This window comes from Paractinoplanes brasiliensis, from assembly GCF_004362215.1.
Classification (GTDB): Bacteria; Actinomycetota; Actinomycetes; order Mycobacteriales; family Micromonosporaceae; genus Actinoplanes; species Actinoplanes brasiliensis.
Genome location: NZ_SNWR01000001.1, coordinates 4944458 through 4956872 on the forward strand (window position 1 = coordinate 4944458; position 12415 = coordinate 4956872).

At 69.8% G+C, this 12415-nt stretch carries 12 protein-coding genes and 1 pseudogene; 8 read left to right on the top strand and 5 right to left on the bottom strand.

What is annotated here, in order from left to right; translation table 11 throughout:
• Positions 1–26: 26 nt before the first annotated feature.
• From C8E87_RS22495 to rny, 7 genes and pseudogenes are all read left to right on the top strand, one after another.
• Entirely contained in the window at positions 27–971 is a 945-nt protein-coding gene (locus C8E87_RS22495; RefSeq protein ID WP_133874931.1) for an ATP-binding cassette domain-containing protein, read from the top strand.
• Positions 968–1747 carry an ABC transporter permease gene (locus tag C8E87_RS22500; RefSeq protein WP_133874932.1) on the top strand — a complete coding sequence of 260 codons (780 nt, stop codon included), beginning with the start codon at positions 968–970 and terminating at the stop codon, positions 1745–1747. The genes C8E87_RS22495 and C8E87_RS22500 overlap by 4 nt, the downstream gene beginning before the upstream one ends.
• A gap of 74 nt (positions 1748–1821) precedes the next feature.
• Complete coding sequence (locus tag C8E87_RS22505; protein WP_133874933.1) at positions 1822–2022, top strand: DUF3046 domain-containing protein; 201 nt, start codon at positions 1822–1824, stop codon at positions 2020–2022.
• Positions 2023–2220: 198 nt separating this feature from the next.
• Positions 2221–3267 carry a recombinase RecA gene (recA, locus tag C8E87_RS22510; protein ID WP_133874934.1) on the top strand — a complete coding sequence of 349 codons (1047 nt, stop codon included), beginning with the start codon at positions 2221–2223 and terminating at the stop codon, positions 3265–3267.
• Between the two features lie 434 nt (positions 3268–3701).
• Positions 3702–4445, top strand: a pseudogene (locus tag C8E87_RS46665) (regulatory protein RecX); the annotation flags it as partial.
• 218 nt (positions 4446–4663) lie between these two features.
• Positions 4664–5767: a hypothetical protein gene (locus C8E87_RS22520; protein ID WP_133874935.1), complete on the top strand. Its 1104-nt coding sequence runs from the start codon at positions 4664–4666 to the stop codon at positions 5765–5767.
• A 382-nt stretch (positions 5768–6149) separates the two neighbouring features.
• Positions 6150–7913, top strand: coding sequence for a ribonuclease Y (rny, locus tag C8E87_RS22525; protein ID WP_133874936.1), 1764 nt, complete (start codon positions 6150–6152; stop codon positions 7911–7913).
• Here rny and C8E87_RS22530 read toward each other — a convergent pair.
• The 5 genes from C8E87_RS22530 to C8E87_RS22550 all read right to left on the bottom strand — a co-directional run bounded on the left by C8E87_RS22530 (position 7887) and on the right by C8E87_RS22550 (position 11819).
• The gene (locus C8E87_RS22530; RefSeq protein WP_133874937.1) at positions 7887–8387 is read right to left on the bottom strand and encodes a DinB family protein; all 501 of its coding nucleotides are present in this window, start codon (positions 8385–8387) and stop codon (positions 7887–7889) included. The genes rny and C8E87_RS22530 overlap by 27 nt on opposite strands.
• A gap of 52 nt (positions 8388–8439) precedes the next feature.
• A complete protein-coding gene (locus C8E87_RS22535) occupies positions 8440–9330 on the bottom strand; it encodes an amino acid ABC transporter permease (protein ID WP_133874938.1) in 891 nt (296 codons plus the stop codon).
• A 103-nt stretch (positions 9331–9433) separates the two neighbouring features.
• Positions 9434–10108 (bottom strand): amino acid ABC transporter permease, encoded by a 675-nt coding sequence (locus tag C8E87_RS22540; RefSeq protein ID WP_133877002.1) that lies wholly within the window; start codon positions 10106–10108, stop codon positions 9434–9436.
• Positions 10109–10180: 72 nt separating this feature from the next.
• Positions 10181–11038 (bottom strand): glutamate ABC transporter substrate-binding protein, encoded by an 858-nt coding sequence (locus C8E87_RS22545; RefSeq protein ID WP_133874939.1) that lies wholly within the window; start codon positions 11036–11038, stop codon positions 10181–10183.
• Positions 11039–11075: 37 nt separating this feature from the next.
• A complete protein-coding gene (locus C8E87_RS22550) occupies positions 11076–11819 on the bottom strand; it encodes an amino acid ABC transporter ATP-binding protein (RefSeq protein WP_133874940.1) in 744 nt (247 codons plus the stop codon).
• Between the two features lie 141 nt (positions 11820–11960).
• Here C8E87_RS22550 and C8E87_RS22555 point away from each other — a divergent pair, with 141 nt between their 5' ends.
• The gene (locus C8E87_RS22555; RefSeq protein ID WP_239079877.1) at positions 11961–12395 is read left to right on the top strand and encodes a hypothetical protein; all 435 of its coding nucleotides are present in this window, start codon (positions 11961–11963) and stop codon (positions 12393–12395) included.
• Positions 12396–12415 lie beyond the last annotated feature (20 nt).

The window sequence follows — 12415 nt, forward strand, 5'->3', positions numbered from 1 at the left end:
TGCGGTATACGGAGTTAGGAGCAGCGGTGAACCTGGTGGCGAACGGACTGCGCAAGAGATACGGCGACGTGCAGGCTCTGGACGGGTTCGACCTGGCGGTGGGCCGGGGCGTGATCCACGGCCTGCTGGGCCCGAACGGTGCCGGCAAGACCACGGCGGTCAAGGCCCTGGCCACCCTCATCGACGTCGACGAGGGCACGGCCGAGGTCGCGGGCTTCGACGTACGGACTCAGGCCGCGCAGGTACGCCGGCGGATCGGCCTGATCGGGCAGAACGCGGCCGTCGACGAGATTCTCGGCGGCCGGCAGAACCTCGTGATGTTCGGCCGGCTCTACGGCCTCAGCACAGTGGACGCCCGGGCCGCCGCCGACCGGCTGCTCGACATGTTCGGGCTCACCGAGGCGGCGGAGCGGGCGGTCTCGACCTACAGCGGCGGCATGCGACGGCGTCTCGACATCGCGGCCGGCTTCATCCTCACCCCGGCGGTGCTCTTCCTTGACGAGCCGACCACCGGGCTCGACCCACGGGCACGCAACGAGGTGTGGGCCGCCGTCCGTGAGGTGGCCGCCGCGGGCACCACGGTGCTGCTCACCACGCAGTATCTCGACGAGGCGGACCAGTTGGCGGCCCGTGTCTCGGTGATGAACCACGGCCGGATCGTGGCGAACGACACCCCCGACGTGCTCAAGCGCGAGATCGGCGGTGACCGCGTGACGCTGACCATCGCACCCGGCGCGCCGCTCGACGAACTGGCCGAGCGGCTCGGCGTGGCGGTCGGGATCCCGGCCGTGCCCGACGCCGACGCCGACACCCTCACCTTCGAGGTGGGCTCCGGCGTCACCGGCCTCTCCCGTGTCGTCCGCGCCCTCGACGAGTGCGGCGTGACACCGGAGGATCTGGTGCTGCGCCGGCCGACCCTCGACGAGGTCTTCCTCACTCTGACCGCGACTCCCCGGGAGGCCACGAAATGACCGCCGTACGCGCGGGCTGGGTCCTCACCCAGCGGAACCTCGCCCACTGGGTCCGTCAGCCGTGGACGCCGATCTTCGGCCTGATGTTCTCGATCATGTTGCTGCTGGTCTTCGGCTTCCTCTTCGGCGGCGCGATCACCGTGCCGGGCGGCGGCGACTACATCATGTTCCTGCTGCCCGGCATGCTCGCGCTGAGCATGATGTTCGGCGTCGAGGCCACGGCCACCGCGATGGCCAACGATGCCCGTAAGGGCATCACCGACCGCTTTCGATCACTGCCGATCGGCAGCGCCTCGGTGGCGCTCGGCCGGGTCGGGGCGGACCTGGCCAACTCGGCCGTCGAGTTGCTGGTGCTGCTGGCGGGCGGCCTGCTCATCGGCTGGCGGATCACTTCGGACCCGGGGTCGGCCGCGCTGGCCGTGCTGCTGCTGTTGCTCTTCCGGTTCGCGGTGCTCTGGATCGGCATCTTCGTCGGCCTGAGCTTCCGCGGCGAGGGCGCGACGATGGCCGTGCAGGTGCTGGTGTGGCCGATCGGCTTCCTGTCCACGGCGATCGTGTCGGCCGAGACGATGCCGGACTGGCTGGGCGCCGTCGCCGCGTGGAACCCGCTCTCGGCGACGGCGTCCGCGGTACGGGAGCTGTTCGGCAACCCGACCGGGCTGACCGAGGGGCCGCTGGCCGATTCGGCGGTATGGCTGGCGCTCGGCTGGCCGTTGCTGATCACGGCCGTCTTCCTGCCGTTGTCGGCCCGCGCGTACCGGCGGCTGCGGAGCTGAGACCGGGCGGGGAGCGGCGCCGGCGGGACTGAGGCCGGACCGGGGCCGGTGGGAGGAATGGGTACGCTCGTGAGGTGCGGTTGACGGATTTCTGGGCGCGGCTGGAGGAGGCCTTCGGCCCCGCGTACGCGCGCAGCATGGCGGCGGACCATTCCTTTGCCGGCCTCGGCGACCGGACGATCGACAAGGCAATTGCGGACGGTGTCGAAACGGCTACCATCTGGCGCGCGGTAGTGGCCGCTTACCCCGACCGGGTGCCCTCCCGCCTGCGGTGACGCGCTTTTCGTACACCCGTTCTGGCGTGTCACTCGTTCGTCGTACACGTGTTCGGCTATTGTCCACAACGGCTCAGTTGTCCACAGGCTTCGGCCGGGCGGTCGATTTTGTCATACCCACCGCCTACCTTGTTGCCCGTGGTGAACAGAAGCGCATCGGCGAAGACGCCCGCGAAATCGAGTACAGGGGTGGCGGACATGGTGGCAGGACCTGACCGGGACAAAGCGCTCGATCTGGCGTTGGCGCAGATCGACAAGCAGTTCGGCAAGGGCTCGGTGATGCGGCTGGGGGAGCGGCCGGTCGTGCAGACCGCCATCATCCCCACCGGTTCCATCGCCCTTGACGTGGCGCTCGGCGTCGGCGGCCTGCCGCGCGGCCGGGTCATCGAGATCTACGGCCCGGAGTCCAGCGGTAAGACGACAGTTGCGCTGCACGCCGTCGCCAGCGCCCAGCGCAACGGCGGCATCGCGGCGTTCATCGACGCCGAGCACGCGCTCGACCCGGAGTACGCGAAGGCTCTCGGTGTCGACACCGACGCGCTGCTGGTCTCCCAGCCCGACACGGGTGAGCAGGCCCTCGAGATCGCCGACATGCTGATCCGCTCGGGCGCGCTCGACATCATCGTCATCGACTCGGTGGCCGCGCTGGTGCCGCGCGCCGAGATCGAGGGCGAGATGGGTGACAGCCACGTCGGTCTGCAGGCCCGCCTCATGAGCCAGGCGCTCCGCAAGATCACCGGTGTGCTCAACAACTCGGGCACCACCGCGATCTTCATCAACCAGCTCCGCGAAAAGATCGGCGTCATGTTCGGCTCGCCCGAGACCACGACCGGTGGTCGCGCGCTGAAGTTCTACGCGTCCGTCCGCCTCGACGTGCGCCGCATCGAAAGCCTGAAGGACGGCACCGACGTGGTGGGTAACCGGACCCGCGTCAAGGTCGTGAAGAACAAGGTGGCCGCGCCGTTCAAGCAGGCCGAGTTCGACATCATGTACGGCAAGGGCATCTCGCGGGAGGGCTCGCTCATCGACGTCGGCGTCGAGCAGAGCATCATCCGCAAGTCCGGCGCCTGGTACACGTACGACGGTGACCAGCTCGGCCAGGGCAAGGAGAAGGCGCGCGAGTTCCTCAAGGAAAACCCCGACGTCGCCGCCGAGATCGAGAAGAAGATCCTCGAGAAGCTCGGCGTCGGTCAGACCACCGGTGACGCCGCGGGCGGCCCCGAGCTCCCGCCGGTCGACTTCTGATCGGATAGGAACCGGTGCCGGCCCGACGGGGCGCGCGTTCCGGGCGCGGGTGGGATCCTCTCCCACCCCGCCCCGCCCGCGCCTACGATGAGCACCCGCCCGGCGAGCCTCCGGCCGACGACGACCCGGAACGCGGCAACGTTCCGACCCGTCGCCGGCGGTCCTCGCCGGGCGGAATCCCCTATCGCGGCGACCTGAGCACCGACAACGTCACCCTCAACCCCGAACCGGGTCGCTACAACGTGGTCGCCCGCGGTGCCCCACCCCGTCACGACCCGCCCCACGACGGCGGACCCGGCCACCCCGACGACGTGACCGGCGACCCCGCCCTGGGCGGGCGGCGTCGCGGCGGGCGTTCCGGCAGCAGGCGCACCGGCGGCGGCACCGATCGGCGTTCCGCTGATGGCGGCGACGATTGGCGTTCTGCCGAGGGGCGAGCCGCGCGGGACGGTGACGGCTGGGATGCTGCGGGCGACGACCGAAGTGACTGGTCTTCGGCCGGCGCCGACGATGGCGGCGCGCGTTCCGGTGGCGACAAGGCCGCGCGTTCCGGTGGCGACAAGGCCGCGCGTTCCGGTGGCGACAAGGCCGCGCGTTCCGGCGGGGGCCGGGGGAGGTCGGCCGGTCGGGGCGGGCAGCCCGAGCAGAGCGAGGGGGAGCGGGCGCGCGAGATCTGCCTGCGACAGCTCGCCACGCGACCGCGCACCCGGGCCGAGCTGGCCAAGGTGCTCGCCCGTGAGGAAATCTCGGAAGAGGTGATCGCCGAGGTTCTCGACCGTTACGACGAGGTCGGAATCATCGACGACGCCGCGTTCGCCCGGGCCTGGGTGTCCAGCCGGCATCACGGTCGTGGGCTGGCGCGCCGGGCGCTGGCGAACGAGCTGCGGCAGCGCGGCGTCGACGCCGAAGTGGCCAGTGAAGCCCTCGAAACCGTCGACGACGAGGACGAAGCCGCCACGGCTCGGGCCCTGGTCGACCGCAAGCTGCGCACGGCCACCGGCCCGCCCGACGCGGTCTTCCGGCGCCTGGTGGGCATGCTGGCCCGCAAGGGTTACTCCGCGGGCGTGGCCATCCGGGCCGTCAAGGACGCCTTGGCCGAGAGGGACGCCGAGGCGGCCGAGTTCGCCGACCAGCTCGACGCGGACGCCCTCGCCACCGACGCCGACCCCACCTCCTGACCGGTCTGCTTGTCGGCTCGTCGTGCGGCTGAAGCCCGGCGGCGTGGTCCTGCTTGGTGACGTTGCGTCGGGCTGAGGGCCGGGGCTGACAGCGCTCGAAAATCCGGCCGCGACGATCCTGTCGTGACCGGATTCGGCGCTTTGCCGGCCTCAAAACCCTGGTGACGGGCTTGCGGCGGGACATCGGCGTTCGCCACTGCTTGGTAATATGTGGCGTTGTGACCGAGTCTTCGCAGGGCAACACGCAGGGCTTCGGTCCCCTTCCGGAGGGCGCCGAGCCGACAGCGCCGACCGGCAGCGCCCCATCGGCGGGTCCGCCCGGCGACACCCCGACAGGCGGTCCGGCCGGCGGGACCCCATCGACGGGTCCGGGCGGCGACACCCCGACAGGCGGTCCGGCCGGCGGGACCCCATCGACGGGTCCGGGCGGCAGCGTCCCGGCGCGTGGTCTGGGCAGCGGCGTCCCGGCGCGTGGTCTGGGCAGCGGCGTCTCGACGGGTGGTCTGGGCAGCGGCGTCCCATCGACGGGTCCGGGCAGCGGCGTCCCTACGGGTGGTCCGATCGGCGGCGTCCCGACGGGCCACACCCCCGGCTACGGCCCGTTCCAGGGCGGCGACCCCTTCGGCGGGCAGCAGCCGGGCTGGACAGACACCCCGTACGGCTTCTCCACCCCGCCCGGCCGCCGCATCGAGCCGTCGCCGCCGCCCGATCGCAGCCGCCTCTTCATGGGCATGACCGCAGGGCTGGTCGCGGGCCTGCTTCTCTTCGGTACGGCAGGCTATTTCGCCGGCCGCGCCACCGCACCCACGTCCCCGGCGGCCGCGACGAGCGGCGGGCCAGGAGTCTTCGAACAGAACCAGATGGCGGTCAACCGGGACGACTTCCAGGGCACCGGCCTGACCGCCATCTCCGAGGGTTTTCTTCCCTACTTGTCGGCGTGCACCCGCCCCAAGGCCAATGCCGGCGAAAAGGTCCGTGTCCGCTGCACGCTCGACGGGATGAGCGCGATCTTCGTCGAGTACGACTCGCTCGCCGACCGGGACGAGGTCAGGGCCCGGGCACTGGGTCAGGCGGTCGACGCGCGCTCCCTCGCGCCCGGTGCAGCCCCGGCGGCCGAGCGGGCCACTCCGTCGGGCCGGGTCACCGGCAACTACTTGGAGTACGCATACCGTCTCACGGAGAGTGGTGTCACCCGGACGGTCAGCGGCATCTGGTGGGACGACGCCCGGACCCCCGTCGCGGGGTACCTGCTGGCGTACTGGAAGGAGGGTTTGCGTGAGAAGTGGGAGCCGATGCGCGATCTCTGGTCCCGGTACGCCTGAATTGCCCACCGGTGTCGTGAGCTGGGCGTAAGCGAGTCTGTGCCCTACGTCCCATCCGCTGCCGAATCATGGATCCTTGACCGAAGTGGCATCCGCGACCTAGCCTCGCGTTACACAAGGTTTGTTCGACCATCGCATGCAACACGCACAACATAGATCGCATTACATTACGGCATCACTTGTAACCTGCAAGCAGCCAGCTTTTTGGCCCCGGCGCCCGAACCGCACGCGCCGCGTGGCCCGATATATGGGCGGTCGGCGCCGTCGCACCCCGTACGGGCGGCGGTCCGATGACGCCTGTGTCGTCGCGCCTTGGTCGGGCATCCCGTCAGAAGGCCCGCGTGCTCACAACGCGCCGGGCGGCGAAGGGAGACGCGGCGAGATGACCGCCCTGGACTGGGTGCTGGTGGTGGCGATCGTCGTCCTGGCACTCCTCGTGGTGGCCGGCCTGGTGCTCGGCGCCCGTGCGCTGCGTCAGCTGCACAAGGTCCGGGCGGACGGCCACGTGCAGGGTCAGGCCGTCGACGACGCGCTGGCCAAGGTCGAGGACGCCAACGCCAAGGTCGAAGACGCCAATGCCAAGGTCGACGACGCGAACGCCAAAGCCGCCTCCGTACGCGCGGAGGCCGCCGCCGCCAAGGCCGAAGCCGCCGCCGCCCGCGCCGAGGCCCGCCGGGTGCTCGAGGCCGCGCACAGTGAGGCCGACACGATCCTCGAGCACGCCCACCGCCAGGCCGAGGCCGACGCCGAGCAGGTTCGCGCCGCCTCCCGCCGTCAGGGCGAGCGTGAGGTCGCGCTGCTCAACACGACCGCGAAGGAGCAGGCCGCCGAGGTCGAGCGCCGCGCCGCCCGAATCGACGAGCGCGAGCGTCTGCATGCCGAGGAGGTCGAGCGCCTGGTCGAGCGGGAGCGCCGCCTCGCGAGCATGGACGCCGATCTGGCCGCCCGCGAGGCCGCCCTGGCCCGTCGTGAGGCCGAGCTGGCCGGCATCGAGGAGCAGAAGCGTCGCGAGCTGCAGCGGATCGCCGGGCTGACCGCCGAGGTGGCCCGCGCCGAGCTGGTCGAGGGCATCGAGGCGCAGGCCAAGCGTGAGGCCGCGATCCTGGTGCGCGACATCGAGAGCGAGGCCAAGGCCACCGCCGACACCCGGGCCCGGCACATCGTGGTCGACGCGATTCAGCGGATCGCCAGCGAGCAGACCTCGGAGAGCGTGGTCAGCGTGCTGCACCTGCCCAGCGACGAGATGAAGGGCCGGATCATCGGTCGTGAGGGCCGCAACATCCGCGCCTTCGAGTCGGTCACCGGGGTCAACCTGATCATCGACGACACTCCCGAGGCGGTCCTGCTCTCCTGCTTCGACCCCGTACGCCGTGAGGTCGGTCGCCTGACCCTCGAGAAGCTCGTCCTGGACGGCCGCATCCACCCGCACCGCATCGAGGAGGTGTTCGACAGCGCCAAGAACGAGGTCGACGTTCTCTGCGACCGGGCCGCGGAGGAGGCGCTGGTCGACGTCGGCATCACGAACCTGCACCCCGAGCTGGCCAAGCTGCTGGGCCGGCTGCGTTACCGCACCAGCTACGGCCAGAACGTGCTCAAGCATCTCGTCGAGACCGCCCACATCGCCGGCATCATGGCCGCCGAGCTGGGCCTGGATGTGCCGACGATGAAGCGGGCGGCGTTCCTGCACGACATCGGCAAGGCCCTGACCCACGAGGTCGAGGGCAGCCACGCGCTGATCGGCGCCGACCTGGCCCGCAAGTACGGCGAGTCCGAGGACGTGGTGCACGCGATCGAGGCGCACCACAACGAGGTGCAGCCGCAGACCATCGAGGCCGTGCTGACCCAGGCCGCCGACGCCTGCTCGGGCGGTCGCCCGGGGGCCCGGCGGGAGAGCCTCGAGGCGTACGTGAAAAGGCTGGAGCGCATCGAGGAGATCGCCGCGGGCAAGGCCGGTGTCGAGAAGGTCTTCGCCATGCAGGCCGGGCGCGAGATCAGGGTGATGGTGCGCCCGGACGACATCGACGACATCGGCGCGGCGGTGCTGGCCCGGGACGTGGCCAAGCAGATCGAGGAGGAGCTGACCTACCCGGGGCAGATCCGGGTCACGGTCGTACGGGAATCACGAGTCACCGAGCTCGCTCGTTAGCCCCAGCTGTTCCCGCAGGATGTCGGCGTGACCGCAGTGCTGCGCGTGCTCGCGCAGCATGTGCAGGTAGACCCAGCGCAGCGGGATGGGCCCGCGCCGATTGCCGGGCAGCTCGTCGTCCAGGGAGAGAGCGGAGACGGCCCGGCGCGACGCTTCGCAAGCGGCCAGGAAAGACTCCCGGACCGAGGCGATCGTGTCGGAGTCGTCCAGGTGGAACGACTCGTCGGGGTCGCCGGGAATGCCGATGTCGGCGCGGGACCGCCCGGTGACGGCCTCGTCGAACCACACCTTCTCGACGAAGGTCGCGTGTTTCACCAGGCCCAGCAGGGTGGTGCGGGACGGCACGAGCGACCGGCGCACCTGCTCCTCGGTCAGATCGTCGAGGCAGTCGTGCAGAGCCTGGCGGTGCTCGTCGAGGAAGACCTCGAACTGGGCTCGTAACGGCTGGTGAAGGACGTCGTCCGCGGAGATCATGACCGAAGCATGTCAAGCGTGGTGGCCCCGGATCAACCCGGGGCCACCAGCGCTACAGCGTTCCGCCGCCCCCGCCGAGGCCGGGCTCGATGGTCGCCTGCTGCGTGGCGGCGCCGGCCGCCCGCGGGGCACGGCCCTTGCGACGGGTGCGCCGGCTGAGCCAGCCCGCGAACGCGGTGAGCAGCGAGTTGATAATGATGTAGATGATCGCCGCCACGATCGCGGCCTGCACCACGTTGCCGAAGTTGGCCGAGAGGTTGTTGACGCCCAGCTGGATCAGTTCCCCGTACGAGATGATGTAGCCGAGCGCGGTGTCCTTGACCAGTACGACGAGCTGGCTGACGATCACCGGCAGCATGGCCCGCGCCGCCTGCGGGATGAGCACGTGGGTCATCACCTGGCTCTTGCGCATGCCGATCGCGTACGACGCCTCGCTCTGCCCCCGGGGCACCGAGTGCACACCGGCCCGGAACGCCTCGGCCAGCACCGACCCGTTGTACAGGGTCAGGCCCAGCACCACGGCCCAGAAGATCGACATCGGCTGCTCGGTGATGAACGGCACCCCGAAGAAGATGAAGAACATCAACAGCAGCAGCGGTACGGCCCGGAAGAACTCGACGACCGCACCGGCGGGCAGGCGCACCCACCAGTGGTCGGAGAGCCGCCCCACGGCGAAGATGATGCCGAAGGCCAGCGACAGCACCATGGCGACCGCGGCCGCCTGCAGGGTCGCCAGCAGACCGGGCAGGATGTAGTCCTGCCAGGTGCTCGCCTGGGTGAACGGCTCCCACAGGCTGCCCGCCCACTGGCCCTTGGCGTCGAAGCGCGAATAGATCCAGTAGAGCAGCGCGACGAGGCCGATGCCGAAGACGATCGTCAGGATCAGGTTGCGCGCCTTGGCCCTGGGCCCGGGGTGGTCGTAAAGAACGGCGTCGGTGCTCATGGCGTCTCTCCGCTTCGCTCCGAGCCGGCACGAGCGTTCGAGTCGGCACGAGCATCCGAGCCGGCACGAGCACGTGTGCTGCTGAGCCTGATTGTTCGCTCGCTCACCTCTTCACCGCCAGGCGGCCGGCCAGCCAGCCGAACGCGTAGCCGGTGGGGATCAGCACGACCGCGAAGGTGCCGGCGAAGACCAGGAAGATCGCGATGACGGCGTTGCCGTTCGCGTTGATCAGGTCCTTCATCGCGTTCGACGACTCCATCAGGCCGATCGTGCCGACGATCGTCGAGTTCTTGCAGAGCGCGATGAGGATGCTGCCCAGCGGCGCGATCACGGCGCGGCCGGCCTGGGGCAGGACGATCATCGTCAGTGTCTGGCGGAACGACATGCCGATCGCCCGCGCCGCCTCGGCCTGGCCCGGCGGGACGGTGTTGATGCCGGAACGGATCGCCTCGCACACGAAGGCCGCGGTGTAGACGGACAGGCCGACCACGCCGAGCCAGAAGTTGTTGAGGTCGATGTCGTCGGCGATCGAGAAGCCCAGCGTCGAGAAGAGACCGAAGTAGCAGAAGAAGATGATCAGCGTGAGTGGCGTGTTCCGGAAGATGTTGACCCAGGCCGTGCCGAAGCCGCGCAGCACCGGGACGGGGGACACGCGCATCGCGGCGAGCAGCACGCCCAGGATCAGCGCACCGGCGCCGCCGGCCAGGGTCAGCTTCAGGATCCAGAGGAACCCGGTTATGTACACGTCCCGGTTGGCCGGGTCGGAGAAGACGTCCATCGGCACCTTCGGCAGTGAATAGGGGCAAAGGGCGGCGGGGCCGGTTTCCCGGCCCCGCCGACCATCAGAGGATCAGGCGCAGTTGCTGAGCTTGCTGGCGTCGAGCTCGGGCGCCGGGGTGCCGCTCTTGCCCAGGGTGTCGTCCCAGGCCTTCTTGTACGAGCCGTCGGTGGCGGCCGCCTTCAGGATGTCGTTGATCTTGTTGCAGCCCGCGGTGTCGTCCTTCTTGAGGCCGATGCCGTACGGCTCCTCGCTGAACGGCTTGCCGACCACCTTGAACTTGCCGGCGTACTGTTCCTGGGCCGCGTAGCCCGCGAGGATGATGTCGTCGGTGGTGACCGCGTCGACCTGACCGCCGGCCAGCGCCGTCACGCACTTGGAGTACGTGTCGAACTGCTGGAGCTTGGCGTCCTTGTGCTCCTCCTGGATCCGCTTGGCCGGGGTCGAGCCGCTCACCGAGCAGACCCGCTTGCCCGCCAGCGACTCCGGGCCGGTGAGCGTCGAGTCGGTCGGAACCAGCAGGTCCTGGCCCGCGATGAAGTACGGCCCGGCGAAGTTGACGACCTTCTTGCGCTCGTCGTTGATCGTGTAGGTCGCCACGACGAGGTCGACCTGGCCCTGCTGGATGTACGGCTCGCGGTTGGCCGAGACGGTGGTCTTCCACTCGATGCCGGACTCGGGGACACCCAGGCCCTTAGCGATGATCTTGCCGATCTCGACGTCGAAGCCGGTGTAGGTGCTGCCGGACTGCAGGCCGAGGCCGGGCTGGTCGGCCTTGACGCCGATGACCAGCTTGCCGCTCGCCGCCTTGCCCTCGATGCCCTTGGCGGTGCTGCCGCTGCCGGTGCCCTCGTCGTCCCCGCCGCACGCGGCCACGGCCAGCGCCATGGTGAGCGCTCCGAGAGTGGCTGCCAATCGGGTGATGCGCATGGTTGTCGCTCCTCGAATTCTGTTCTGTCTTCTGGACTCAGTGCGTGAGGATTTTGGAGAGGAAGTCCTTGGCGCGGTCGCTCTTCGGGTTGGCGAAGAACTCGGCCGGGGGAGCGGACTCGACGAGCTGGCCGTCGGCCATGAACACCACGCGGTTGGCCGCGTGCCGGGCGAAGCCCATCTCGTGCGTGACGACGACCATCGTCATGCCCTCCTTGGCCAGCGAGGTCATGACCTCGAGCACCTCGCCGACCATCTCGGGGTCGAGGGCGCTGGTGGGCTCGTCGAAGAGCATCGCCTTGGGCTGCATGGCCAGCGCGCGGGCGATCGCCACGCGCTGCTGCTGACCGCCGGAGAGCTGGGCCGGGTATTTCTCGGCCTGGTTGGCGATGCCGACCCGCTCGAGGAGCGCCATCGCGCGCTCACGAACGACCGCCGGTTTCTCCTTGCGGACCTTGACGGGGCCGAGCATGACGTTCTGCAGGATCGTCTTGTGCGCGAACAGGTTGAAGGACTGGAAGACCATGCCGACCTCGCTGCGCAGCCGCGCGAGCGGGCGCCCCTCGGCGGGCAGCGGCTGCCCGTCGAAGATGATCGTGCCGTCGTTGATCGGCTCGAGCCGGTTGATCGCGCGACAAAGTGTGGACTTGCCGGAACCCGACGGTCCGATCACGACAACCACCTCGCCCTTGGCGACGGAGAGACTCACGTCGTCGAGAACGTGCAGCGGGCCGAACCACTTGTTCACCTTGTCGAGGACGATGAGAGCCTCGTCGGACACTGCTGGACCACCGTCCCTGTTCTTGCGGATCACCCGGATGGGCACACTCTATGTGGGCCCTTGTATCGGTTCACACCGAGAATGGTCACGGAGCGGTAACACAGACAGTGCGAGCGGCGAGCATTGTCCACCATGTTCGTTATGGCTGACATGGATCCGACAGGCGGCCTCTGGAACTGGGCGGCTTCCGCGTCCCTTTCCGAGGAACGGGTCCACGCCGCGCTCGCGGGGGCGCTGGAGCGCACGGTCGTGCCTCTCGGGCCGGAAACCGTCGCCGGCGCCGTGTTGTGCGATGTCTATCACGTCGGCGGCGACTTTCCGACGCTGATCGATGTCTACCTGGCCCCGGAGTCCCTGGCCGAGGCCACGGCGGCCAGCGCGGTCGCCGTCCGGCTCGAGGTGGAGATCATCCTTCCGGACGACACGCTCGACCCGACCAGGTTCGTGCTCGCCCGGCCCGACGGCAGCCTGGGGCTGGTGCACGCCGACGAGGTCGAGACCGACGACGGCCCGGAAAGGCGCCGCGTACGTCCGTGCACCGGCGGCCTCACCGGGTGCGAGCGGCCTGCCGCCTGAGCGAGGCACGGCGTACGCTG